Origin of the sequence: Paenibacillus sp. FSL L8-0333, from assembly GCF_037965665.1 — a bacterium.
Lineage (GTDB): Bacteria > Bacillota > Bacilli > Paenibacillales > Paenibacillaceae > Paenibacillus_AQ > Paenibacillus_AQ odorifer.
Genome location: NZ_CP150186.1, coordinates 2,985,645 through 3,008,695, shown reverse-complemented (window position 1 = coordinate 3,008,695; position 23,051 = coordinate 2,985,645). Strand labels below are relative to the sequence as shown.

The window sequence follows — 23,051 nt, the reverse complement described above, 5'->3', positions numbered from 1 at the left end:
ATTAATTTATATTGCTTTAATGGACACAACATTTACAAAAAAAGCCCCAAGTCGGCAAAATGCCAACATGGAGCCCTGCTATTTTAGAAATTTAGAACATACATGCACTTGTAATAATTACTAATAAGATGAACAATACTAAGATTGCGCCTGTAGAAGTAAAAGCGCCACCAACCTGACCATATTCAGCACCCATGAGAAGACCTCCTCCGTATTTAGAATACAATATATAATATGTATTTATCCCCCTAGAAGATTGGGCGTACGGTTAAAAAAAAGACCTCCACTGGGCTACCAGCGAGGTTATGAGCTCAACATCTAATCAGAAACTAAAATACCATCAAAGCTTTCCGGACCCACACGTACTGTACCGAGAAGATTAGAAGATACAAATGCTGTATAAGTGAGCTGAGGTGTAATGGCTGGTAAGAAATCCGCTGCTGAAAAGGTTATTACTTGCGGAGCCAGAAGACTAAGAGAAAAAGTAGAAGTAGCAGAATACACTTTTGGATCAGTAGCCAAAGTTCCTCTTACAATCGTAATTGTGATACCTACTAAAGCTAACGGAAGCGTTACAGATATCGTTCCTTTAAGAAGAACGCGTGGATTGGTAGTCACTCCAGCCGTTAACAACCCAATCTGTCCAAAGAGCTGCGGCGTGTTAAGTACCGTAATAGGAATAGATATAGAGTTGGCGAGGCTGGCATTTTGAGATGTTCTTGCATCAAGGTAAGTTCCCATCGTTGCACCCCCTTTATATATTGGCATACCATAATATATTAGTGTTCTCGATAGAATGCATAGCCACATTACCAGTGTAAAACGATTGTTTTATAAAACTCATAGGCAAAATCTATTTATCATCTTTTTTCGTCCCATCCCTTTTATTAAACGCCAGTTCAAACAACCCGGTCGCTGATAGTCCCGCAAGCCCCCCCGCCCAGAGTCGCAGAATCAGATTCATATCAGTGAACGGATAGGCAACTGCTCCAACCAGCAAGCCAATAGCCAACCCCACAACTGGCACAATGTTCCGCGGAAGTTCAATGCTATTCTTCACAAGTTGTACTAGTGCCATTACAAAAACAGCTAGGACTGAAGCAAAGGCAAGCACACTGTTGAGAGCATCGTTATACATGTTTTTTAATCCTCCTTATTTCATTTTTCACTTTCTGTTACAAGTAAACCTGCACGGTTCAGCACCGTTAATATGCGATAGAAATCGTAACTGCCACCCGATGGAGTATCGAGAAGTCCTGCCGCAGTCGCTGTTTTCACAGCCGCCTCAGCCCATGCAGGGACATTCATGACTGCTCGATTTTCATTTAATGCCACCCGATCTGTAAGCTTAGTGATCGACTGCCCCTGTTCTTGCACACCTGTTTTCAACGTATCCCTGCTAGCTGTAAGAACTGCAATAAGGGCACGCAGTTCCTTTACTTCCGATTCTAGACTAACAAGCTTTTGCTTATCCTCTGCGGACATCTCATCATCTCCTCCCATGGATTTGTCATCATATTTATACAGATTATAGGTATTCATAATTTGAATCAGCTTAGCTGCATAGTTCGGATCAGTAGCGTAGCCAGCTGCGGCAATCTCTTGTGCGGCCACCTTGCCACTCGCACCGAGAACCTTGCTGTAAAGGTTGCGATTCCATGAGACTCCATTCACAATCAAGTCGGAGTGATCCGCGATAGATTCTCCCCAGTTGTTGTAGGCTCGAAAAGGGGCATTAACTTTAACAGCTTTACCGTTAATATATTCAGTAGTTTGTACAGTAATGCTGCCAGCAGGTCCACTTCCTTTGATCCCAAACAAATTATTCGCTTTCACAGTCAATCCACTGCTGCCCCAGCCTGACTCCAGAGCCGCTTGAGCAATGGTTAACGAAGCGGGAACCTTAGTGAGCTGCATGTCCTTTACAGCAAAATTTGCAATCTTCGCTATAAACTCGCCTTCTGTCATCTCATCACATCCTCTCCATTTATTAAATGCGAGGCATCATAAAATGACTGTGCTTATCCCCTACTAACATTGTTTTTTTACTAGATTCGTATCCGCTATAGGACTCAGCTGACCTTATACGCAGCATTAGCTCACATTTGGAATGTTAACGGACTCCATAGCCGCAATTGGCACCAAAATCACTCAATATCATGCTCTTCATATGGAATAGTGTCACTGGGGTCCGAAACCATGCTCAAATGGTTAAATACATGCTAATAACGTCATCCGGGTCCTTAAGCTTAAGCAGACTGAATATGACTCGGCGGTGTAAAAGCAGCCAAACAACGCTCCAAAAAAGGAGCAGCGGTTCTCCTATTATTGGAGAACCGCTGCTCCTTTATCTTTTCATGACATCGACATCTGCTATCCACTGTGATCAAGCACTTTTCCCGTGTTTAGCTAATTTCCGATCTCACTAATCCCTGTAAATGTATCAGCTGCTCTCTCACCTTCACAACTTCCCCTACTATAATAAGAGCAGGATTTTTAATCTTTGTGGCCACTGCCAGCTTATCGATATTCTCCAGCGTGCCTGTCACTGTTCGTTGGCAAGCAAATGTACCATTCTCAATCAACGCAATCGGTGTTTGGGCATCTTTTCCGTGTATTAAGAGTTGTTCACGAATATGGCTTAATTGACTAACTCCCATATAAATAACAAGAGTATCTACACTATGTGCTAACCGGTTCCATTGTATAGGGGCAACATGCTCAGGGCAGCGACTACCCGTGACGACGGCAAAAGACGCTGCAATACCACGATGTGTCAGGGGAATTCCAGCGGAAGCGGCTACACCGATTGCGGAAGTTATACCCGGAATGACTTCATAAGGAATACCAGCTTGCACGACAGCCAGTGCTTCTTCCCCGCCTCTGCCGAATACGAAGGGGTCTCCACCCTTGAGTCGGACGACTCTACGGCCTTCGCTAGCATATTGAATGAGTAGCCCGTTAATTTTCTCCTGTGACATTGAATGCTGGCCTGGAGATTTACCACAATAGATTACTACTACTCCGGCTTTGGCATAGTTAAGCAATTCTTCATTTACCAAGCGATCATATAAAATAACGTCTGCTTCTTGGATTCGCCGCATCGCTTTTATCGTTATAAGTTCTGGATCTCCCGGTCCCGCTCCAACTATAGCTACGCATCCCGGCTTCATATCGTTTTCTCCAACACAACCTGTTCCAGCACAACAGAATCTCCGCGACCCGTCGATACATCAGACGCAGGAGTTAAGCGACTGCCCTTGAAATTTTTTTGAGAGAGATAGAATAGAATTCCAGTAAACAGAACACCTCCAATAAAATTTCCAAGGAGAACAGGAATGCCGTTCCATAACCACCAGTCACCAAAGCTAACACTCGCTCCCAGCATCATCCCTGCAGGGATCACGAACATATTTACGACGGTGTGCTCAAACCCCTGTCCAAAAAAAGTTAGGATTGGCAGCCACATGGCAATGATTTTACCGGAGGTAGAGCTCGAAGTCATAGCCATAACAGCCCCTAAGGTAACCATCCAGTTACAGAGCATGGCTTTAATAATAACTAACAGCATTCCGTCTCCACCCATATTTTTATAGGCAATGGTCTTGGCCTCACTTGTATTAATGAGGGTTTGAATCATTGGATGACTCATATCTGTGCCCATTTTTGTAATCGTAAGGCCATAAAGAACAGCGTATACCGCACAACCGAGCAGATGTCCGAATATAACCCATAAATAGTTGTTCAACATCCGCTTCGTTGTTGTCTTCTTTTCCAGAACCGCCAGAGGGATCAGCGCAAAACTGCCTGTCACTAGCTCTAGACCAAGTAGAATAATCATTACGAACCCTACCGGAAAAATAATAGCTCCTACCATAGGAATCCCGGTCTGCGCCGCAGCTGTAAATGCAAGTGTAGTAGCACAAGCCAGAATCGCTCCACCCAGACTGCCTCTCACCAATAACTGCAGGATAGATAACTCTGCTTTGTTCTTGCCGCTTTCAATCATAGCGTTCAGCACTTCACGTGGTTTGATATAATCCATGATTAATCCCCCTTCAACGGTCTTTTCTTTAAATGGTTACATAGATCGAACCACTATTAGGATCAATTTCTACATCAAATGTAACAACACAGCCTTTATCCGGCTCCATAGCAACTCCACTATGCAGGTCAATCTTCCAGTCGTGCAGAGGACAGTGAACCTTCGTACCACATACCATCCCTTCGGATAATGCGCCACCTTTATGAGGACATTTATTCTCTACCGCAAGAACCTCACCATCTGAAAGTCGAAATAACGCGATCTCCATGTCATTGACCCTAAAAGTTCGTGAACCCCTTGTATCAATATCAGTTACTTTACCAACGAGCATTTTGGTTATAGTCATCATTAGCCCCCCTTTAAACACTCTCTATTTGTGCAATAGCTTCGAAATTCTTACGTAGTTCTGGCTCATTCACAATTTGTTTCCAAGGATCAGTAGTGAGCCCCAGCACTGTCTCAATTCGTTCTTTGAGCGCCAAGCGCTCCTCCTGACTTTCAAGAGCTTTCTTTATATTGTCTACCCCTACTCGTTCGACCCAGTGTGCAGTTCTCTCATTCCAGCCGGCCTGCTCACGGTAATATTGTAAGAACGCACTTGCCCATTCAACTACCTCTTCTTCAGTCTTCACCACACATAGAAGATCCGTGGCCCGCACATGTACCCCTCCATTCCCACCAATATGCAGTTCCCATCCACCATCTATCGCCACAACACCAAAATCTTTAATCGTCGCTTCCGCACAATTACGAGGGCATCCGGAAACCGCAAGTTTCACTTTACCCGGCGTATTCAGGCGTTCGAATTGTTTTTCCAGTGTAATCCCCATACTGATCGCATCCTGAGTGCCAAATCGGCAGAAGGTAGACCCCACACAGGTCTTCACTGTACGTAACGTTTTGCCATAAGCATGCCCGGAAGGCATATCAAGCTCCTCCCACATCTTAGGCAAGTCTTCCTTCTTAACGCCAAGCAAATCTAGTCTTTGTCCTCCAGTAAACTTCACCATAGGAACAGCAAATTTCTCGGCAACCTCTGCAATCTTCTTCAATTCTGCAGGTGAAGTTACCCCCCCATAGATTCGCGGAACCACAGAGTAAGTCCCGTCCTTCTGAATGTTGGCGTGATATCGCTCGTTTGTATAACGAGACTCTTTCTCGTCTATATATTCCTCAGGCCACAACATGCCCAGATAATAGTTCAGCGACGGGCGGCATTTCGCGCAACCTTCCTCCTGACTCCACTCCAGAACATTCATCACTTCTTTAACTGTCATTAGCTTCATTCTTTTTATCTCAGAAACAATTTCATCACGGTTCAGCGTTGTACAGCCACATATTCCTTCTTTAACTACGGTGACCGCATCACCTGCATAGAGTTGCAATAACCCTTCTACAAGTGGTTTACAGCCCCCACAGGAAGCGGATGCTTTGGTGCACGCCTTAATTTGTCCTACACTGGTACAGCCTCCAGACTCAATCACTTCAGCAATAGTCCCCTTCGAAACACCATTACATCCACAAATGATTTCATCTTCCGGCATAACTTCCAACCGATTCCCTTGCGTCGATGAGAACACATCCGCTGAGATTCCTAATAACAGTTCCTTTTCTCTTCCACTAATATTTTCTTTATTCTTAATTATCGAGAACAAGTGAGCACCGTCGCTGGTATCACCAAATAGTACTGCCCCGATTAACATGTCATCTTGTATAACTAGCTTTTTGTAGACTCCTTCTATTTCATCCTGATATCGCAGCGCCCTGGATCCGTCCGGCTCGGTGAATTGTCCTGCTGAGAATACATCAACACCAGATACTTTCAGCTTGGTAGAAGTTACAGAACCCATGTATCCTTCAACCTTAACTCCAGCCAGCCTTTTTGCTAATACGGCACCTTGTTCATATAAAGGAGCTACCAGACCATAAGCGATTCCTCGGTGCTCGGCACATTCCCCCAGAGCAAAGATACCGGGGATATTCGTCTCCATATAATCATTTACGATAATTCCGCGGTTGATCTGCACACCACTTTTCTTTGCCAATTCAACATTTGGTTTAATCCCAACTGCCATGACAATAAGATCCGCATCGGCTGTGCTACCATCTGTGAATAGTAAACCTCTTACTCTCTTCTTACCTAAAATCGCCTCGGACTGCTTATGGAGCAGAAATCTCATTCCTTGAGCTTCCAGCTCTCTTCTGAGCATTACTGATGCAGCTTCGTCCAGCTGGCGCTCCATAATATAATCGTGGATATGCACTACAGTGACTTCCATTCCCAGATGTAACAGACCTCTAGCCGCTTCCAGCCCTAGCAGGCCTGCACCGATGACAATCGCCTTTTTATAAGATCCTGCAGTCTCCTGCATGATCTGGCAATCCTTAATATCACGAAAAGCAATGACCCCTTCTTTATCCGCACCCGGTATAGGCAACATAAAGGGATTCGATCCTGTAGCTAGGATTAACTCATCGTATTCGGCAGTGATCCCCTTATCGGAATATACCTTTCGACTCTCACTGTCTATTGAAGTCACCGTATGTCCCATATACAACTTAATACCTTGGCTGTGATACCACTCCAGATCATTGATGATGATCTCACTCATATTCGCTCCACCAGCAAGAACGGAAGATAACATGATCCGGTTATAGTTAGGATAAGGTTCCGAACCAAAGATGGTAATCTCATACCCCTCAGGATTTAATTTGAGCAAATGTTCAATCGTACGAACCCCCGCCATTCCATTGCCGACTAACACCAGTTTCTTGCGCGCAGCTATCATCTATATCTCTCCTCTCCGTTTGGAAAACCCAAAAAGCCCGCTCCACTCCACACGGAAACTTACATTTCCATTGCGATAAGTGAAAGCAGGCACCATTGCCGCTTCAGTCGAATACACCGTTGTATTCGTGAATGATTAATTTGTTAAACCGACTATACAACAGGAATCAGAGAACGTCAACAATTATGACATATAAAATTTAAAAATCTTAAATTCGTCGACAACCCATCGTTTCTGTGTTATATAAAATAACATAACGATTAAGAAAGGGCGTCGAACTATGCATTCCCTGTTGATTATTCAGAATAGCACGACAGAGAAGGACACAGCCGAGCGCTCAAATAGTAAAACGGATGCCATTCTCCGTTCCTCCGGATATATTGTCACAGTGGCCGTTACACAAGAAGAAGCTGTGGCACGGATCAAAGACGCTGATGCTTCCATACTCCATTTACCCATCACAGAGATCAATAGCTGGGGTACTTTACTTATGAGTCATAAGATTGCACCAATCCTTTGGTGGTGTACTGACGAAACAGCCACACTTTCACTTGCTGCATGTGAAGATAATATCATGGTGGATGGTGTATTATCGCCTTCCATGCTCTCACAGGAGATTCATTGGATCCTTCATTTCAGTGCCAAGCAATGTTTCGAAAGACAACAATGGCGTAAAGAGCGAGAACAGCTGCATGCTCGAATCGAAGAACGGAAATGGATTGATATGGCTAAAGGTATCCTGTCCAAGGTCAAGAATATTTCCGAATCTGAAGCTTATGATCTTCTCCGTAAACAAGCAATGAATGAACGTAAACGTATGGTTGATGTAGCTACTTCAATCGTTAGAGTCTATCAATTACTGCAAGATCAAACCTAAGGGGGGAATATACCTATGATCAACATTTTAAAAGAAGTCGCCCGAGGCAAAAGAGGCGCCCGAGATTTAAATTATGAAGAGTCTACATATGCCGCAGAATCTATACTCGGACGAACAGCATCTCCTGCTCAGATTGGAGCCTTTCTGGCTGCTGAGCGGATTAAGCTAGAAAGCGTAGAAGAACTTGAAGCTTTCGTCTACGTTTTACGTAAATATGCGCATCGCGAACCCCTTTTTGCGAAAGGTCTTGATTGCGCCGGACCCTATGATGGTAGAAAATCCTCATTCATCGCAACTTTTCCCACTGCATTTCTATTGTCCGCGGCCGGACTGCCAGTCACACTACACGGTACTGCTTCTCTGCCTCCTAAATGGGGAATCACTTTACAAGATATCATCTATCAATCTGGGATTGAGAAAACTGCGCTAGAACGTACAAAAGCCATTTCAGCTGCTAACAAGAGTAATGTACTATTTGCCGATGCTGAAGAATGGTGCCCTCCTCTAGGCGACCTTCGCAGCATCCGTGAGGAAATTGGTATGAGAACCTTATTCAACACCGCCGAGAAGCTGATTGACTATGCCTGCTCTCCTTTTATTATCTTCGGGATATACCATAATACAGTCTTTGACCGATTATCTAGATTACTCATAAAGCTTGGTTATCAAAAGGCGTTAATTGTCCAAGGGGTGGAAGGCTCCGAGGATCTTTTCATCGACCGACCTACCCGCGTTTACACTGTCGAGAACGGTGTGGCGGCTCTTGATATTATTGATCCGGAAGGATTTGGTTTGGATACAATTGTTCCTGAAGTCCATTGGACACCACATCAACAGCTAATGACAGCTGAGGCAGTTCTACAGGGCGGCGGTCACATGGCTTTCTATAATCAAACTCTACTGAACGGTGCAGCAAGATTACATCTAGCTGGAAAGGTCAACTCTATCGAGGAAGGGCTGTATACCTGCAAAAGCTTATTGGATAATGGTGAAGCTTGGAGCGTATATGTGAAATGGAGGGGTGCACTTCTCGGTAGCACAAGCGGTGCCTTAGGTCCTGCACAATGCATTATCACCTCATTTTACCCGGACAATATGTAATTATTAGTAAATCTAGCTTGTGAATCCCGTAGAATTAGCGTAATATATAGTAATAATTTACTATATAGGAGGGTCTAACAGACTATGCCTTCATATTATTTTAAAGAAGTATGGACACCCTTACGCTGGGTAGGTATAAAGTTTTTTCGTGATGATGATGGATTCTTATGGATCAAATGGTGGGCAAAACCCAGAAAACGGTTACGTTAACGCATAATATTTCATATGCAATAATACATAGGTTCAGCAGTGAGTTAATTATAATAATCTGCGTTTGCCACCACCTCCGCTCTAAGCATTGGTTTGCTAGCGGAGGTCTTTAGGCATCTTTCCTGATGAAATCCTTCAAATTCAATTAAAAAGAGCACCCATCGCTAAAGTACTAGCAACTGATGCCCCTATTTACTAATTCCCTACTTTTGCCCCAAATGAACGTGCCAAGAGTACCGCCTGTTCCATATCCATCCGCACTCCCTGTAGATCCAGACTCTTTAAATCAATGCCTTCAACAATCGCTTCCCGCATATCCGCTCCCTTAAGCTTGCATTGAGACAATTGTACACGGCTCAAATCCGCTCCACGCAAGTCACTTTTTTGCAAATTACAGCCCATTAAATCCGCTTCTGTAAATCGAATCCCCCGCAGATCCTGTCTGCTTAGATTGGTATGTCTAAGGTTCGTGTACGACCAGTCCCCTCCAAGCAGCGAGATTCCGTCCAAATAAGCGTTTGAGAAATCCGATCCTACCATCTTGCAATCTTCAAATTTAGATACAAACAGGTTCGCTCCCGTAAATTTACAATTGGTAAAAGCTGAACCTTTATGGTGAGACGCATTAAGCATGGCTCCTGTAAAATCACAATCAATAAATCGACAGCCAATAGAGTTCATCTCTTCCATAGAAGTGCCTTTGAAGGAGCATTGCTCGAATGTGCAGTTATTTAACTCACCATCCTGCAAGCTTCCTTGGTCAAAATTGTGATTACGGAACGTTTCATTAAGGTATTGGTACATATAAGTCTCATCACCTTCATCAGTATTAAAAAAATTAATTCTTAATTAAAAATAGCACTTTAGTAGATTGTTCTCAACATTCCCTTTCGATATAATAGCAAATAAACAATGGGGAGGTAAATTATGGATGTGTCCAGCAGGAAAGAACCATTCCGTTATGTTATGAACCATCCGCTTGAATGCTGGATTGAAGTTCCGCTTAACAATTCCGGTCCAGGTGCTGGAAAGTTAACAGAGGCTGTATTACTCGATCTTAGCCGTTCGGGTTGTAAAGTACGCACCCCTTTGAATCTTCGATTCACGGCAAGAGATACCAGGCTTATTATTCATCTTCGATTAAATGAAGAGAAGCTTCAGCTCTTATGCAGCGCCCGTTGGGGTTGGATGTTTGGACTTGGCCAATATCAATATGGAGTTAAATTCCGCTTGGACGAAAATGAGGAAGACCGCCTAATAAGAGAGCTTGAGACATGGACCGCCACCCTTCGGGTTGAAGGTCTGTAGAACTTACCATAACAGATGCCCTTCACTTAGAAGGACGTCTTTTTTTTGCACAAAAACGAAGACAAAGCTAAATCGCTCTGCCTCCGTTCTAAAAACTATTCCGCCATGTGGTTAGGCGTCCACTCTTTTTTTAACGAGCTTGATGATGACTGCTATAAGGAGAACTGCTATCACCGCTTCAAATAGAAGAGGAGCTAGATTCAAGTGACCCTGTGTAAGCTGTATCCCACTTCGGGTATCCGTCTCAGCTATGACCTCGAACTGGAATACACTTTCCCAAGCAGTGAAGTTACTTTTGAAAATCAAATATTCCAAATAGAATATTCCATTCTGTAACAAATACGCTGTGGCCAGCCCAATCCATACTCGCCCCTTAAATTTCATACTTCGCGCAACCGTAATGGAGACCATCAAGGTAAGCATAATATAACCGGCAAACCAATACGCCTGCAAGAGAACTAATAATCCCACTTTCCAGAAATTCTCCGGAAGAAATGATGAGGAATATATTGAAAGATACACGCCAAAATGGATCAAAGCTATTAAAATAATACCCAGCAGTAGAGCTAAATAGAGCACTAACGGAGAAAGGACAGTGTTCAGGGTTCTTACGGGCACTAGGCGACGATTATAGGAATTTACATTGTTAAAAAAGGTTCGTGCTGCCATGACGAGAAAGATCAGCCCCGCGATGACATAAATTAATCCGTTTAAAATAAACCTTTCATAGTCATGCAATTTGGTGAACCCCAACCCGATCTGCGCCAGAATTATGATTACAAAAACAGCAAGGAACTTATCCCTATCTCGTCTAAAATCGTACTTCACTAGCTTTAGCATTCTGCGTACACCTCTCTGAACAGTTCATCTATGCTTTTGCCTTGGCGAAGCCGGATATCCTCTACCGCCGTATGCATCACAATTTCTCCCTCTTTTATAAAAATCACATCATCAAAGATCCGCTCAATATCCGATACTAAATGGGTTGATAAGAGAATGGTACTGTCCTCTTCATAAAACTCTACTAACGCGTTAAGAATTTTTGTTCTAGCTACCGGATCTACACCACCAATGGGTTCATCCAGCAAATAAAGGCTAGCTCGGCGTGATAGGGCAAGTGTAAGCTGTAAACGTTCGTTCATCCCTTTGGACAGGTCCTTTACCTTATCTTGCGCTCTTAGTTTCATAAACTCCAGCATTCGCGAGGCTTTAGTCAGATCAAAATCAGGATAGAAGTCAGTTTGGAACTTTAGAGCATCAGAAACACTCATCCAGGATTCTGTAAGCGGCTTATCAGGCATAAACGACACCACCGCTTTACTTTCTGTTCCTACAGAACCCCCAATGACGGATACACGACCAGAGGTAGGCTGTGACAACCCGGCGATGATTTTCATAAGTGTACTTTTGCCGCTGCCGTTACTGCCTAGCAGTCCCGTGATCTTACCCGCACTCAGATTAAAAGATACCTCGCGGAGGGCGTGCTTGGAACTATATTTTTTTGTAACTTCATGAACCTCAACTATATTTTCCAACTTGTTTATCCCCCTATTCTTTATCCTTGTTACGGATATTCTCCGCTACCGCCGCTAAAATATCTTCGCCTTGAAAGCCAAGATCCTGCATACCACGAATGAAACGATCCAGCACATCTTTGGCCATTTCTTTTTTGATGGTCAGGATAGTACCTTCATTACTTGTGACGTATCTTCCCATTCCACGCCGGGTTTCCACGATTTCTTCACGCTCCAGTTCCTGAAAAGTTCTTTGCACCGTATTCGGATTAATCTGCAGCTCACTGGCAAGTTCTCGTACCGAGAGGATTTTATCTCCTGGTTTCAGCTTACCTGTGACGATTTCACCTTTGATGTAATTCATGATCTGTATATAAATCGGCAGGTTGTTATCGAATTCGATTGTCATGATTAAGCAACATCCCTTCGTCTAAAGACGGAGAAACCTATGAGAAGAAAGACAACTGTGTATAAGACAAGCATCACGATGGAAAAGGTCAGTGTCATTCCAGGCATAGGTGCTCCTCCACCTTCATAAGCAGATAAATTTAAGTTAGGAAACAGAACATATTTGTAAAAATCACGGGAAATAATCAATTTGTCTATCATTAACGCAAACATAGTAGCCCCAATCGTTACTCCCGTTGAAGTGGTCAATATCCCCAGCATAAAAGCAAGTGTTCCATACACAACTGTACTAACGAGATTATACAATAGGTTTGTAAGCATCTCACTCATACCCGCTTCTCCACCACTTAGTCCAAACCACAAAGCCCCTGTTCCAAAAACGGCTATACCTCCGATGACGGTCAAAGTCAAAGCATACAACAGTACAATCACATATTTGGATGCGAGGATTGCTGTACGGCTTCTGGCGCGGATAAGCAAGAACTTGATGGTTCCTTGACTATACTCTTTTGAGACAATACCTGCTGTTCCGATGATCGCAAGAATTGTAATCACTTGGCCAATCCCTTGGGAAAGCATCATCATTGCTGAAAAATCATAAGCTGATTCAAACATGTCAGGTGAAACAGAATGAACAATATAACCTAATAGCAGGGATAATAGAATTAATATCACATATGGCACAATAAATGTGCGTTTCTTTGAGATCTTGAGCCATTCATTAACAATAAGATTATTGAAGTTACGCAATGCGGTTTCCTCCTGTCCATTTCAAGAAATCTTCCTCAAGACTCTGTTTATTCTCCGTAATCCGGAAAATTCCCACACCTTCATCACTAAAAGCAGATACAAGCTCCGGTACTCTGCTATCAAGCAGACTTACTATCACTTCAGAACGAGCGCTGTCCATGGAGGCCAATTCCGCATAATCTAAACGCTCCAAGAGGTTTATCGCCGCTTCAACCGATCCTACACGGATGGTTAGCTTTACTTGTGCGGTTGCTTCCTGCTCTTCACCAATCGCAGTTACGGTTACCAGCTTACCATTCTGGATTACGATAGCCCGATGGCATATTTGTTCAATTTCAGTGAGCAAGTGGCTGGAAATTAGAATAGAGATGCCTTCCACTTCGGCGATGGTACGCATATAATCACGCATTTCCCGTATTCCAGCCGGATCAAGTCCGTTCGTAGGCTCATCTAAAATCAATAACTTTGGCCGATTGAGTAGCGCCTGAGCAATCCCTAGACGTTGGCGCATGCCCAGCGAATAAGCCTTTACTTTTTTATTCATCGCTTCTTGAAGTCCTACCAGTTCTACAACCTCATCTATTCTGCCAGCCTCAATATTATCTGTCATTCTTTGGTACTGCTTCAGATTATCAAGTCCAGTCATATACGGATAAAACTCTGGATTCTCAATTATCGCACCGATATGGCCAATCGCCTGCTTAAAATCATTCCTTACACTGTGACCTTGGATAATCACATCGCCTTCACTCATCCGTATTAAACCCGTCATCATTCGAATCGTTGTGGTCTTACCTGCACCGTTTGGACCTAACAACCCAACAATTTCACCCTTACGGATATCAAATGTCAGCTTATCCACAATCGGTCTTCCTTTAATAATCTTACTTACCTCATTCATTTGCAGAACGACTGAATCTTTCATCTCTACACCACTCCCCTGTTTCATGCGGATCCTCCCTGCCAACTAATGTATTGTTCATTCGTTTTATTGTGTCAGTGTTATAGTTGAATAGTACACTAATATGTTATTGAAGTAAAGCCCAAAATGATAAGTTAATGCAAATAAGGGCTTTCTATTAGACTATTAGCCAAGCAAAAAATTTATATGAACATAGATTAGATAACAAAGGAGGAATTACAAATGAAAAAAGAAGTTCATGTATCGCAGACTTACCCTCGCTTGACCGTGTACGATGAAGAAAACTTCAATGGACGCCGTAGAATATATACTGGCAACCTGGGTATTCGTAATACGGACAACATCCTCGATGGTATTGAGAGCCTTCGGTTCTTCTCTACTAGCAGCAATGCTACACTGGTACTTTTCACTAGAACACGGTTTAGAGGGAATTTCCGTGTACTTCGCGGAAACCACAACATTAGGGATCTGGATGATTTCATTTCAGGTAATGACGTGGAGTCCATTATTTCTACTAACCAACGCTTAACCCTCGAACAAATCCGTAATATCCGCAGCAGCGGTAACTTGCCTTCGGGATATCGTTTGATCTAATTTTTAGAGGACGCAGTTTAAGCCATAAGCTTAAGGTGCGCCCTCTTTTATTTTCCGCTATAATGACTCCATACATATTAAACAGGAAAGAAGGCTACTTTATGGAACCGATCGTTTCTACTCGATGGCTGCTTGCTCGGTTATACGAGCCTGAACTTGTTATAGTTGATTGCCGTTTTTTACTTACTGACCCGGAAGCTGGACGTAAAGCCTATACAGAAGAGCATATTCCCGGCGCAGTTTATCTACATCTGGAAGAACAACTCTCCGCTCCTGTAAGCTCACACGGGGGACGCCACCCACTGCCAGAAATTTCAAAGCTAACTGCCGCACTTAGTAAGGTTGGTATTAACAGAGATAGTATTGTTGTTTCTTATGATGATCAAGGTGGTGCCTACGCTTCCCGTCTGTGGTGGATGCTTAAATATTTGGGGCATGAACGTGTGTTTGTAATGGATGAAGGCTACTCTGCTTGGAAAAAAGCATCCTTCCCGGTCAGTGATCATCAAGCGGTTCGGATTCCTAGCCAGTATGAAGCAGATATTCAGAAGAAGATGCTTGCTAGCATGGAAGATGTGCAAAATGTAGTTAACGCCGGTGGCGCACTATTGATTGATTCCCGCGAGTCCCGTCGCTATGAAGGTTTGGAAGAACCGATTGATCCGAAGGCAGGTCATATTCCTGGTGCGATCAATAAGTTCTGGAAGGATGTTCTCGATGAGCAAGGGCGCTGGAAATCAACTGAGGTGCTGAAAGAGCATTATGAAGGAATTGATCCTGAGCAAGAGATCATTGTGTACTGCGGTTCAGGTGTAAGTGCCTGCCCTAATGTGCTCGCGCTAGGCAAAGCCGGGTACAAGAATGTTAAGCTGTATGCGGGAAGCTGGAGTGATTGGATTTCATATGAGGAGAATCCGGTGGCTACGGGAGAGGGTTAAGCGTTCGTTTTTATTTGTATATTTAAGAAAAGGAAAAGCCCGCAATCTTTGCGGGCTTTTTTAGCTTGCGTTTAATACCGAAACGTTTACGGCAAGAAATCGATTTTCCGAAGGTCGGATACGTTTGCCTCTGCTTCGTCTTCTTCACCGTACAGCATCGTACATATCGTATTGGCGGCAGGCTTCGTATATTCGGGATGGATGAAAACCGTTCGTATTGAGTCGTCAAAAAAGACATGGGCCTGGGTAAATGATGTGCCGAAAAGACTAGTTGTTCTGATCGGAATCGCGGAGCTACTCGGAGCGCTGGGCCTTGTTTTGCCGTGGGCACTGAACATAGCTCCGTTGCTAACGCTGATCGCCGCGATCGCTTTGGCTGCGGTTGCACTGCTCGGGACGCTGTTTCATATTCGGCGAAAAGAGTATCGGGAGCTCAGCGTAAATATCTTTTTTGTAGTTCTGGCGTTGATCGTGGCAATTGGAAGACTATAAAGAAAGTTGTATGCGGGTAGTCGGAGTACTTGGATTTCATATGAGGAGAACCCGGTGGCTACTGGAGGAGAGTAAAATACAAAAGCCCGCGTCCGACGCGGGCTCTTGTATTTATGAGTAACTCCGATAGATAGCTAAAATCAACAAATCAAAACTCAAGTCAACAGTTAACTAACTTCAACTACCTCTTTTATGCTGTTTAGATCGGTCAAATACTTTTCTAGTGCATTTTCTAGCTGCGTACTCCTTTTCAAGGTTGGGAGGAATTATTCTAAAAATCGCTGATCCGCAGCTGATTCTCCGCGTCCAACAGCTCAAATTGATTTCGATTAAACCGGATCAGCCCGTCCTGCGCCATCCGCTGCAGCTCTCTGGACAAGGCGCTGCGGTCAACAGTCAAATAATCAGCCAGGTCGCTGCGGGTAAACGGAATTTCAAAACAGGCGGAATTTTTTTTTTTGGTCTGGAGGACTAAATAATGCAGAATACGGTCCCGCAGCGATTTGTGGGAGACCAGATCCAGCTTTTGATAGATGGACCGGTTGTTCTCAAGCAGCAGGGCCAGCATATTCTCAATGATCCGGCCCCTTAAATGGCAAGTGTCCTGGCCGGGCCGGACAATTTTATTTATTTTGATAAACAGAATCTGGCATTCCGAACCCGCAACCGCTTCATAGCCGCTGTGTTCTTGGACAAGGCGAAGCGCCGTTTCGCCAAAGATTTCCCCATCCCCGAGCTCCGAGAAAATAAATCTCATGCCTGAGATATTATCTTTGCACAGCAGAACATTGCCATGGATAATAATGCCCGCCGAATCCAGAATATCGTCTTTTCTAAAAATAACCTCCTTCCGCGCAAAATCCTTGATTGAGCCCTGCAAACAGCTCAGCGCTTGCTGCACCTCCCGCTCCGCGAACCCCTTAAACAAAATGGTGCTCTGTATCCTGCTCAGATATTTCTGCAATTTTCTCAGCCTCCTGTTGCCATGGCAACAGAGTCATGATAAATACTCTGCTACAATAAAATAAATGAGAATAATTCTCATTGGTCATTCTCATTATATCAAATTGCAGGAATCATTCAATCAAGCAATTTGGAAATAAACAAAATGCTGTACTTTGAACAGGGGGGATCGTATGAGTGGAATTACAGCAGGCAAGGTATTTTTTTTAACAGATATGATCAGCGTTAAGCCACACCGTATTGCGAGCCGAGTGCTGGCATTGCCCGTATCTGCAGCCGAAACAGCGGCACAACCGGAATGGGTATTGTATGCCATGGATCAGGAGGAGACCATCAGTTCGGAGACCGCCCCCAAATCTAAAATCATCCATGTGCTGGAAGGCGAGCTTCATCTGCTGGTGGCGGAAGAGCCCTATCAATTGACAGCCGGCGCATCCGTTATCGTCCCAGCGGGCACTTGGCATGATTATTCCGCCCGCAGCAGCTGCAAATTTCTGCAAATCAGTATATAAAACGGAGGTATTCAAAATGGAAACAGGTTTATTCATTAAAAAGCTGCCGCAATCCGCAGTCATTGATTTGAAGGACATCATCACAATAGAGGAACAGCAGGTTTCCAGTCTGACCCTTGTACAGCGGCCAAATCTGGCAATGACCCTTCTTTCGCTGGACAAAGGCTCGTCGATTGGGGGACATTCTTCCCCGGGAGATGCCATGGTCAACATTTTGTCCGGGCAAGCGGAAATTACAATTGGAGAAGACAAGTACACTGTTCATGCCGGGGAGACCCTCGTTATGCCGGCCAATATTCCGCATGCCCTACACGCAACAGAGGCGTTTCAGATGCTTCTGGTTGTAGTCAAGCCGGATAAGTAATGGGGTGAATGCGATGAAAAAGGAAGTAGGCCATAATTTTTTGGCGCGGCTGGGAAAAAAACGTTTGCGGCCCGGCGGCGTTGCAGCAACCAACTGGTTGATCCAGCAAGCCAATCTGAGTACGGACAACCAGGTATTGGAGGTAGCCTGCAATATGTGCACCACCTCCATTCAACTGGCCGGTAAATATCACTGTCAAATTACCGGTATTGATATGGACCCGCGGGCGCTGGAAAAAGCACACCGAAATATCAAAAATGCCAACTTGGAAAACTATATCCGTGTCCGGCAAGGAAATGCACTGAAGCTACCTTTTGAGAATGAGAGCTTTGACGTTGTCATTAATGAAGCCATGCTCACGATGCTTAACCAGCCTACGAAGGAAAAGGCAGTCGCCGAATACTATCGGGTACTGAAACCTGGCGGCATTCTGCTTACCCATGATATTACCTTTGCCAAGGAAAATATGGAAGAACGTCTGGCCGAGCTGCGCCGCACCATTCACATCAATGTCGAACCACTGTCTGTTGGGCATTGGGCGGGATTGTTCCACTCCGCAGGCTTTAAGCAAGTAGACAATGCTACCGGTCCCATGTCCTTGATGAGTATCAATGGACTCATTCGTGATGAAGGGGTTATCGGGGCGCTGCGTATTGTGAAAAACGGGCTCAAGAAAGAGAACCGGGAACAGTTCAAAAAGATGTATACCTTTTTTAATACGACGGGTAAAGATCTGAATTATATTGCCGTTTGCAGCAGCAAACAATAGTTGTGCGCAGGCCTATCATGTCTTATGATAGGTTTTTATTTCCGCTGACGTTAAGAATGATTATCAATATAATTCATCGATATTACCGTCTAGAAGTCAAAATAACCGCTTGAAAGGAACTCACGATGAAAGCTAAATCTGTTTATGCCTTGTGCCTCAGTTTGCTGTGTTAAGTGCCTGTTCGCAACAAAAAAATGAAATTTCGCCCAAATCCGCTGCTCCCTCCGAAATTCTGGAGCAGCTGCTGACGGCGCAGTAATTGCCTGAATGAAGCAGAACATTTTAAAATCAAGTATATAGAAAACGCGAGCCCGGGTAGCACTGCCCTGAACTCGCGCTTTTTTGCTAAGTTATTCGGTTATGTATTTCTATCGCCTATTTTGCCGGGTATCGCTTCAACTGCTGCTCAAACACGGTATTGTAGTAAAATTTTCGCGGATAGGCATCCTCCTTCAACAACTTGTAAAGTACGGATTGACCTTCTTCATAACGGACCGCAAATTCACATTCATCATAAAAACGCCGGGACAGCTCGCGGATCAAGTCTATCTCGGACGAACAGCGCCATCCGAAATAAATCATATCTAGCTGGTCCAGCGGATCACGGTAAGTGTCGAGGACAATACAAGCGTTTGGCTGCACTGGATTACTGTAAACAAGCACATGTCCGTTGTGAACAGGGTTGGCAAAAAAATGTTCATAAATCTCCGCAACGGGTACTGTAATGCCCAATTGATCCATGATGATCTGAAAATTCGGGTGCGCAATGTAGGCATCATTCTGCTCATCCGGGTACTCCACCAATTCTGTAATGGATGCCATGACCCCAAATTCATACTTCATATGAACATCCTCCCTGTTGATTGCTTGAAAAATATCCCTATGCTTGCTATGATAACAAAATTATTGGGATGAGAGGCGATTTTCATGAAAAAAAAGCTGCGTTCTATCACGCTCAGGGAACTGGAATACAGCTACATACTGGGCATGAGAATCCATGACAAACAGAGTCTGCTTGAATTAAAGGTTTATCATAAAAATGTAAAGCTCCACCCGCTACGCATCCAAATCCTAACATGGGATGATCCGATTGCCGGATGTCCGCTGAATACAGGCTATCTGCTGCAAAACCATAAAAAAGGGTTTGATGTTGTCTATAATCTAAACCATCCACAGCGTATCCGCGAATGGATCGAATATGGAACGGCTAAAGGCTGGGACGGCACCCGGACAATAGAGATCATAAATGGATTGGATGCTATGCAGGAAATGGGCTATGATATTACTTCATTGCGCACTTCTATATAATCAGTCAAAAACCTGTTCCAATGCTTGCGGATCATAAGGGCTGATAATCTTATATGCATTCAAGTGAGGATTGCTTAAATCATTGTCATAGATGATCATATGCTGTCTGCTTTTTAAAATAATATCAAATCGTTGCTTGCGATCAGCCTGAACTATCGTAATATAATAGCTGAAATTTTTGTCAGAACTGACATTTCGGGCCGATTTCATTAATTGAACATGAGAGAAATCAGTAAAGATCCGCTCAATAACAGCAGGATCAGTAATAATGATGTCTTTCTTTTCACCGGGAACTGAAGACAATCGCGAGATTTCTAGAGAGGCGATTTCTTCCAATCGGATGGTATTGGCTACGATTCGTTTAAACGAAGTATAGCGGCTTGCTGTATAGGCCATCAAAGAGACACCTACCCCTGTCAGAAGCGCACCGACAAGCATGTATTTTCTATTTTTATCCATTTCCCATTCCTCCCAGTAATACGATTCTGTAAGCTACAATTATAAAACTATAAAGACATCGGTGCAAATCTGCTTATTTTAACTTCTACATAGCACACGAGCCAGGGGTCAGAAGGAAATACTTAAGTCAAGTCAGCCCCCAAGCTGTTTTGTTCCTAAACTAGCGCAGAAAAGCCACTCTATGGGTGGTACGATGGACGTCTTGCCCCTAATCCTCCAGCTCGTCCAGCTTCGCTTCCAGTTCAGCCAGCTTACGATTCGCTTGATCCAATATTTCCTGAAGCTCTGCAGCTTCTACTCGTTTTATTTCTTTTTTTACGGTTTCAATCTGCTGTTCCAAATAGAGAATATCAGCTTCATTTCCTGAGTTGTTCCAGATCTGTGAGTAAGTCATAGTCAGCCTCCGTTTATCTATGTCGACGATTCAATCATAACCCGCATTCCACTTCTTCAGATTAATCGATGCTACTCGTGGAGTCTAGCTAATCAACAAAAAACAATGACCGATTACTATTCTATATTCAACCCTCTTTACTTTATAAACAAAATAAAGAAGCAGCGAGTTCCTCCTCTGCTTCTTTGTTGCCCCTTATTTCCTCAATCAAAACGGTCATTAAACTTCACGTCAAGGGTTAACCTGATCTCATTTATTTAGCCAGCAGTTTAGGGAACTCATCCAGCAGCATGCTGCTGGTCAACATATCGTCATAATTCCATTTGGTCTCCACAAAAGTAACTTTTCCGCTCTTAACAGCAGGTAGCGAGCTCCACAACGCAGTTTTCATTAACTCATTAAAGGAATTTTCCGCATCAGCATTGGCCGGATAAATGACAAACAAATGGTCACCAATAAGCATCTTATGCATTAGCTCAGGGGAGACCTCAATATAAGGCGCGCCTTCTGCCGGCTCAATTTCCTTCACTGCTTCTGACATTTTGTAGCCCTGCGGCTGATACAGCAGTGCAGGAATGCCACCAGTTTTCATCAAATACATTGTCTTGTTCCAATAATAAATCAGCACTACCGCTGTTTCTCCTTCGGCAAGTTTGCCTTCCTGACGCAATCCGCTCCACATATTCTCGGCCTTGCGATTATATTCGGACAACAGTTGCTCTGCTTCAGCCTTTTTACCCACTATCTCACCAATGACAGGCAGACGCTCAGACAAGGGTTTACTCTGGTCAAATACAACAGTAGGTGATATTTTGGACACTTCTTCATATTGTTTGTCCATCACATAACCTAGCATTGTTAAATCCGGTTCCAGATCCAAAACAAGTTCCAGATTTGTAGGAAATCCGATATCCTGTGCCGGGGTTATCTCCTTGTCCAAATAGACTGATTCTTCAATAAACCGGCGGTCGACACCGACCGGCTGAATCCCGAGTGCCAGCAGGTCTCCGATCGAATTACCCTGCAGCACAATCCGCTGTGGACGCTCTGGAATATCAACCTCATGCCCCTGACTGTCTTTATATACCCTTGTAGATTTTGAATTGGTGGCTGAGTCCGGTGGACTTGTCTCTGTTTGCACAGAGGATAGCGGACTAGGGCCAGCATTCGCAGAATTAACAGGACTGTTCCCTGAAGAGCAAGCACTAAGCATTAAAACAAGACATAACAGCATCGCTGCTCCCATTGACATTTTTGTATTTCTAACCATCAGTAAATCCCCTTTTCCTCTATATTGATAATGATTATCATGATCATTAACAATATAACTTGGCTCAGCCCATCCTGCATTAGACAATCTTAGCCTGATTTTAGGACGATCTGATCCTTTGGCAGAGCCTAGGGTCAATGACTTAAAATTACCCGGAGTCACACCGGTTGTTTTCTTGAAAATACGGATGAAATAGGACAGGTCCGTGTACCCCACTCCGGCGGCAACCTCCTGCAATGATGCATCGGTATTTAGCAGCAGTTCCTGCGCCTTATCTATTCGCGTCCGAATAAGAAAATCAATCAGACTGGTACCCGTCTTGCTTTTGAACTGCTTCGCCACATAGGTCACACTATAATTAAGCTGCTCTGCAATAGAGGATAAGGTAATAGGCTGACTGTAATATTCCCGTATGTATCGAACGGCTTGCTCCACCAGATCCGGCTTGACGGGATAGACTCCATATGCCTGTCTCTGCCGCTCAACTTCGTAGACAAATTGATAAAGCATTGCTTTGATCTGAATCCGTTCAAGTGAACTTGAGTCCAGCCATTTTCGGTGCATCTCCTTTACTTGAGAAAGTAAAACCACTGGAGCATCCGGAGCAAATTCATATTGTTTTTGAAAAGGACTGTTTCTTTCAAAAAGTCTACGTACACCTGATCCGGACGTTAGCGAAAGCGAAGCTTTATAGAAAATAAAATAAAACTCCATTTCCTCCCTGACCCAATCAATATCCAGTTGCCCTCCCTTTCCGCTGTGTAGGATATGAAAACGTTCTGCAGCATGTTTATTTCCATTGAGCCGAAAACCTGCGTTGCCGCGAACCATATATAAAAAACCTGCAGCCGGGAACCTATAGGAGGTCAGCTTGTCGCCGGCCTTAAACAACATATGGCGAATATCAACCAGCCGGATATGTGCATAATCCCAGAGCATCAAATTATCATCAGTATTTAAAATCTTTACTCGCCTCCTTCCTATCGGAAGTATAATTGATAATCATTATCAACCGCAAGAGCTGGAAGCAATATACAAACAAGAAGTCCGAAAAAAGCAGTTAA

29 protein-coding genes are annotated in these 23,051 nt (G+C 43.9%); 10 read left to right on the top strand and 19 right to left on the bottom strand.

Annotated features, from left to right (window positions below):
* Window positions 1–91: 91 nt before the first annotated feature.
* The 8 genes from NYE72_RS13330 to nirB form a co-directional block, all read right to left on the bottom strand.
* Entirely contained in the window at window positions 92–196 is a 105-nt protein-coding gene (locus NYE72_RS13330) for a sporulation protein YjcZ (protein WP_080742482.1), read from the bottom strand.
* Between the two features lie 122 nt (window positions 197–318).
* The gene (locus NYE72_RS13325; RefSeq protein ID WP_036686469.1) at window positions 319–741 is read right to left on the bottom strand and encodes a hypothetical protein; all 423 of its coding nucleotides are present in this window, start codon (window positions 739–741) and stop codon (window positions 319–321) included.
* Between the two features lie 112 nt (window positions 742–853).
* Complete coding sequence (locus tag NYE72_RS13320; protein ID WP_076101776.1) at window positions 854–1,138, bottom strand: holin; 285 nt, start codon at window positions 1,136–1,138, stop codon at window positions 854–856.
* A gap of 20 nt (window positions 1,139–1,158) precedes the next feature.
* On the bottom strand, window positions 1,159–1,968 hold the full coding sequence (locus NYE72_RS13315; RefSeq protein WP_339211856.1) for a glycoside hydrolase family 73 protein: 810 nt from the start codon (window positions 1,966–1,968) through the stop codon (window positions 1,159–1,161).
* Between the two features lie 437 nt (window positions 1,969–2,405).
* Window positions 2,406–3,173 (bottom strand): uroporphyrinogen-III C-methyltransferase, encoded by a 768-nt coding sequence (cobA, locus tag NYE72_RS13310; protein ID WP_038570588.1) that lies wholly within the window; start codon window positions 3,171–3,173, stop codon window positions 2,406–2,408.
* Window positions 3,170–4,045: a formate/nitrite transporter family protein gene (locus NYE72_RS13305; protein WP_076143994.1), complete on the bottom strand. Its 876-nt coding sequence runs from the start codon at window positions 4,043–4,045 to the stop codon at window positions 3,170–3,172. The genes cobA and NYE72_RS13305 overlap by 4 nt, the downstream gene beginning before the upstream one ends.
* 28 nt (window positions 4,046–4,073) lie before the next feature.
* On the bottom strand, window positions 4,074–4,391 hold the full coding sequence (gene nirD / locus NYE72_RS13300) for a nitrite reductase small subunit NirD (RefSeq protein ID WP_170914222.1): 318 nt from the start codon (window positions 4,389–4,391) through the stop codon (window positions 4,074–4,076).
* Window positions 4,392–4,404: 13 nt separating this feature from the next.
* Window positions 4,405–6,831 carry a nitrite reductase large subunit NirB gene (nirB, locus tag NYE72_RS13295; protein WP_339212080.1) on the bottom strand — a complete coding sequence of 809 codons (2,427 nt, stop codon included), beginning with the start codon at window positions 6,829–6,831 and terminating at the stop codon, window positions 4,405–4,407.
* A gap of 283 nt (window positions 6,832–7,114) precedes the next feature.
* Between nirB and NYE72_RS13290 the strand changes: the two genes are divergently transcribed.
* Together NYE72_RS13290 and NYE72_RS13285 are read left to right on the top strand one after the other, a co-directional pair.
* The gene (locus tag NYE72_RS13290; RefSeq protein WP_036686455.1) at window positions 7,115–7,711 is read left to right on the top strand and encodes an ANTAR domain-containing protein; all 597 of its coding nucleotides are present in this window, start codon (window positions 7,115–7,117) and stop codon (window positions 7,709–7,711) included.
* Window positions 7,712–7,720: 9 nt separating this feature from the next.
* Window positions 7,721–8,812 (top strand): anthranilate phosphoribosyltransferase, encoded by a 1,092-nt coding sequence (locus tag NYE72_RS13285; protein ID WP_339212078.1) that lies wholly within the window; start codon window positions 7,721–7,723, stop codon window positions 8,810–8,812.
* A 405-nt stretch (window positions 8,813–9,217) separates the two neighbouring features.
* Here NYE72_RS13285 and NYE72_RS13280 read toward each other — a convergent pair whose 3' ends face one another.
* Complete coding sequence (locus tag NYE72_RS13280; RefSeq protein WP_036686451.1) at window positions 9,218–9,826, bottom strand: pentapeptide repeat-containing protein; 609 nt, start codon at window positions 9,824–9,826, stop codon at window positions 9,218–9,220.
* Window positions 9,827–9,949: 123 nt separating this feature from the next.
* Here NYE72_RS13280 and NYE72_RS13275 point away from each other — a divergent pair, with 123 nt between their 5' ends.
* Window positions 9,950–10,330, top strand: a complete 381-nt coding sequence (locus NYE72_RS13275; RefSeq protein ID WP_036686449.1) for a PilZ domain-containing protein — start codon at window positions 9,950–9,952, stop codon at window positions 10,328–10,330.
* 111 nt (window positions 10,331–10,441) lie between these two features.
* On the opposite strand, the gene NYE72_RS13270 is transcribed toward NYE72_RS13275, so the two are convergent.
* From NYE72_RS13270 to NYE72_RS13250, 5 genes are read right to left on the bottom strand one after another with little or no spacing between them, the layout of a single operon-like run.
* Complete coding sequence (locus NYE72_RS13270; RefSeq protein WP_076144001.1) at window positions 10,442–11,170, bottom strand: hypothetical protein; 729 nt, start codon at window positions 11,168–11,170, stop codon at window positions 10,442–10,444.
* Entirely contained in the window at window positions 11,164–11,865 is a 702-nt protein-coding gene (locus NYE72_RS13265) for an ABC transporter ATP-binding protein (RefSeq protein WP_179089030.1), read from the bottom strand. The genes NYE72_RS13270 and NYE72_RS13265 overlap by 7 nt, the downstream gene beginning before the upstream one ends.
* A 13-nt stretch (window positions 11,866–11,878) precedes the next feature.
* Window positions 11,879–12,253 carry a GntR family transcriptional regulator gene (locus tag NYE72_RS13260; protein WP_076101764.1) on the bottom strand — a complete coding sequence of 125 codons (375 nt, stop codon included), beginning with the start codon at window positions 12,251–12,253 and terminating at the stop codon, window positions 11,879–11,881.
* Between the two features lie 2 nt (window positions 12,254–12,255).
* Window positions 12,256–13,002: an ABC transporter permease gene (locus NYE72_RS13255; RefSeq protein ID WP_339211855.1), complete on the bottom strand. Its 747-nt coding sequence runs from the start codon at window positions 13,000–13,002 to the stop codon at window positions 12,256–12,258.
* Window positions 12,995–13,951, bottom strand: coding sequence for an ABC transporter ATP-binding protein (locus tag NYE72_RS13250; protein ID WP_235219535.1), 957 nt, complete (start codon window positions 13,949–13,951; stop codon window positions 12,995–12,997). The genes NYE72_RS13255 and NYE72_RS13250 overlap by 8 nt, the downstream gene beginning before the upstream one ends.
* Before the next feature lie 195 nt (window positions 13,952–14,146).
* On the opposite strand from NYE72_RS13250, the gene NYE72_RS13245 reads away from it, so the two are divergent.
* The 3 genes from NYE72_RS13245 (at window position 14,147) to NYE72_RS13235 (ending at window position 15,948) form a co-directional block, all read left to right on the top strand.
* Entirely contained in the window at window positions 14,147–14,518 is a 372-nt protein-coding gene (locus NYE72_RS13245) for a hypothetical protein (protein ID WP_339211853.1), read from the top strand.
* A 101-nt stretch (window positions 14,519–14,619) separates the two neighbouring features.
* On the top strand, window positions 14,620–15,456 hold the full coding sequence (locus NYE72_RS13240) for a sulfurtransferase (protein WP_339211851.1): 837 nt from the start codon (window positions 14,620–14,622) through the stop codon (window positions 15,454–15,456).
* 201 nt (window positions 15,457–15,657) lie between these two features.
* Window positions 15,658–15,948, top strand: coding sequence for a DoxX family protein (locus NYE72_RS13235; protein ID WP_339211849.1), 291 nt, complete (start codon window positions 15,658–15,660; stop codon window positions 15,946–15,948).
* Window positions 15,949–16,219: 271 nt separating this feature from the next.
* Here NYE72_RS13235 and NYE72_RS13230 read toward each other — a convergent pair whose 3' ends face one another.
* Entirely contained in the window at window positions 16,220–16,912 is a 693-nt protein-coding gene (locus NYE72_RS13230; protein ID WP_339211847.1) for a Crp/Fnr family transcriptional regulator, read from the bottom strand.
* Between the two features lie 172 nt (window positions 16,913–17,084).
* On the opposite strand from NYE72_RS13230, the gene NYE72_RS13225 reads away from it, so the two are divergent.
* From NYE72_RS13225 to NYE72_RS13215, 3 genes are read left to right on the top strand one after another with little or no spacing between them, the layout of a single operon-like run.
* A complete protein-coding gene (locus NYE72_RS13225; RefSeq protein ID WP_076104275.1) occupies window positions 17,085–17,423 on the top strand; it encodes a cupin domain-containing protein in 339 nt (112 codons plus the stop codon).
* Window positions 17,424–17,439: 16 nt separating this feature from the next.
* Complete coding sequence (locus NYE72_RS13220; RefSeq protein ID WP_036686430.1) at window positions 17,440–17,787, top strand: cupin domain-containing protein; 348 nt, start codon at window positions 17,440–17,442, stop codon at window positions 17,785–17,787.
* 13 nt (window positions 17,788–17,800) lie between these two features.
* The gene (locus NYE72_RS13215; protein ID WP_339211846.1) at window positions 17,801–18,556 is read left to right on the top strand and encodes a class I SAM-dependent methyltransferase; all 756 of its coding nucleotides are present in this window, start codon (window positions 17,801–17,803) and stop codon (window positions 18,554–18,556) included.
* Window positions 18,557–18,931: 375 nt separating this feature from the next.
* Here the strand turns inward: NYE72_RS13215 and NYE72_RS13210 are convergent, their stop codons facing one another.
* Window positions 18,932–19,399, bottom strand: coding sequence for a hypothetical protein (locus tag NYE72_RS13210; protein ID WP_094901800.1), 468 nt, complete (start codon window positions 19,397–19,399; stop codon window positions 18,932–18,934).
* A gap of 84 nt (window positions 19,400–19,483) precedes the next feature.
* Between NYE72_RS13210 and NYE72_RS13205 the strand changes: the two genes are divergently transcribed.
* Window positions 19,484–19,864, top strand: a complete 381-nt coding sequence (locus NYE72_RS13205; RefSeq protein WP_339211842.1) for a hypothetical protein — start codon at window positions 19,484–19,486, stop codon at window positions 19,862–19,864.
* On the opposite strand, the gene NYE72_RS13200 is transcribed toward NYE72_RS13205, so the two are convergent.
* From NYE72_RS13200 to NYE72_RS13190, 3 genes are all read right to left on the bottom strand, one after another.
* Window positions 19,865–20,323 carry a hypothetical protein gene (locus NYE72_RS13200; RefSeq protein ID WP_339211840.1) on the bottom strand — a complete coding sequence of 153 codons (459 nt, stop codon included), beginning with the start codon at window positions 20,321–20,323 and terminating at the stop codon, window positions 19,865–19,867. It lies immediately after the preceding gene.
* 208 nt (window positions 20,324–20,531) lie between these two features.
* Window positions 20,532–20,717: a hypothetical protein gene (locus NYE72_RS13195; RefSeq protein ID WP_339211838.1), complete on the bottom strand. Its 186-nt coding sequence runs from the start codon at window positions 20,715–20,717 to the stop codon at window positions 20,532–20,534.
* 253 nt (window positions 20,718–20,970) lie between these two features.
* A complete protein-coding gene (locus tag NYE72_RS13190) occupies window positions 20,971–22,926 on the bottom strand; it encodes an AraC family transcriptional regulator (RefSeq protein WP_339211837.1) in 1,956 nt (651 codons plus the stop codon).
* Between the last annotated feature and the right edge of the window lie 125 nt (window positions 22,927–23,051).

Excerpts from the sequence above, each read along its gene's own strand:
- NYE72_RS13320 (WP_076101776.1), bottom strand. The coding sequence starts at position 1,138 with ATGTATAACGATGCTCTCAACAGTGTGCTTGCCTTTGCTTCAGTCCTA.
- NYE72_RS13195 (WP_339211838.1), bottom strand. The coding sequence starts at position 20,717 with ATGACTTACTCACAGATCTGGAACAACTCAGGAAATGAAGCTGATATT.
- NYE72_RS13250 (WP_235219535.1), bottom strand. The coding sequence starts at position 13,951 with ATGAAACAGGGGAGTGGTGTAGAGATGAAAGATTCAGTCGTTCTGCAA.
- NYE72_RS13235 (WP_339211849.1), top strand. The coding sequence starts at position 15,658 with ATGAAAACCGTTCGTATTGAGTCGTCAAAAAAGACATGGGCCTGGGTA.
- NYE72_RS13240 (WP_339211851.1), top strand. The coding sequence starts at position 14,620 with ATGGAACCGATCGTTTCTACTCGATGGCTGCTTGCTCGGTTATACGAG.
- NYE72_RS13270 (WP_076144001.1), bottom strand. The coding sequence starts at position 11,170 with ATGCTAAAGCTAGTGAAGTACGATTTTAGACGAGATAGGGATAAGTTC.
- NYE72_RS13280 (WP_036686451.1), bottom strand. The coding sequence starts at position 9,826 with ATGTACCAATACCTTAATGAAACGTTCCGTAATCACAATTTTGACCAA.
- NYE72_RS13275 (WP_036686449.1), top strand. The coding sequence starts at position 9,950 with ATGGATGTGTCCAGCAGGAAAGAACCATTCCGTTATGTTATGAACCAT.
- NYE72_RS13210 (WP_094901800.1), bottom strand. The coding sequence starts at position 19,399 with ATGAAGTATGAATTTGGGGTCATGGCATCCATTACAGAATTGGTGGAG.
- NYE72_RS13290 (WP_036686455.1), top strand. The coding sequence starts at position 7,115 with ATGCATTCCCTGTTGATTATTCAGAATAGCACGACAGAGAAGGACACA.
- NYE72_RS13215 (WP_339211846.1), top strand. The coding sequence starts at position 17,801 with ATGAAAAAGGAAGTAGGCCATAATTTTTTGGCGCGGCTGGGAAAAAAA.
- NYE72_RS13190 (WP_339211837.1), bottom strand. The coding sequence starts at position 22,926 with ATGCTCTGGGATTATGCACATATCCGGCTGGTTGATATTCGCCATATG.
- nirD (WP_170914222.1), bottom strand. The coding sequence starts at position 4,391 with ATGACTATAACCAAAATGCTCGTTGGTAAAGTAACTGATATTGATACA.
- NYE72_RS13325 (WP_036686469.1), bottom strand. The coding sequence starts at position 741 with ATGGGAACTTACCTTGATGCAAGAACATCTCAAAATGCCAGCCTCGCC.
- NYE72_RS13315 (WP_339211856.1), bottom strand. The coding sequence starts at position 1,968 with ATGACAGAAGGCGAGTTTATAGCGAAGATTGCAAATTTTGCTGTAAAG.
- NYE72_RS13260 (WP_076101764.1), bottom strand. The coding sequence starts at position 12,253 with ATGACAATCGAATTCGATAACAACCTGCCGATTTATATACAGATCATG.
- NYE72_RS13305 (WP_076143994.1), bottom strand. The coding sequence starts at position 4,045 with ATGGATTATATCAAACCACGTGAAGTGCTGAACGCTATGATTGAAAGC.
- cobA (WP_038570588.1), bottom strand. The coding sequence starts at position 3,173 with ATGAAGCCGGGATGCGTAGCTATAGTTGGAGCGGGACCGGGAGATCCA.
- NYE72_RS13220 (WP_036686430.1), top strand. The coding sequence starts at position 17,440 with ATGGAAACAGGTTTATTCATTAAAAAGCTGCCGCAATCCGCAGTCATT.
- NYE72_RS13330 (WP_080742482.1), bottom strand. The coding sequence starts at position 196 with ATGGGTGCTGAATATGGTCAGGTTGGTGGCGCTTTTACTTCTACAGGC.
- NYE72_RS13245 (WP_339211853.1), top strand. The coding sequence starts at position 14,147 with ATGAAAAAAGAAGTTCATGTATCGCAGACTTACCCTCGCTTGACCGTG.
- NYE72_RS13200 (WP_339211840.1), bottom strand. The coding sequence starts at position 20,323 with ATGGATAAAAATAGAAAATACATGCTTGTCGGTGCGCTTCTGACAGGG.
- NYE72_RS13205 (WP_339211842.1), top strand. The coding sequence starts at position 19,484 with ATGAAAAAAAAGCTGCGTTCTATCACGCTCAGGGAACTGGAATACAGC.
- NYE72_RS13225 (WP_076104275.1), top strand. The coding sequence starts at position 17,085 with ATGAGTGGAATTACAGCAGGCAAGGTATTTTTTTTAACAGATATGATC.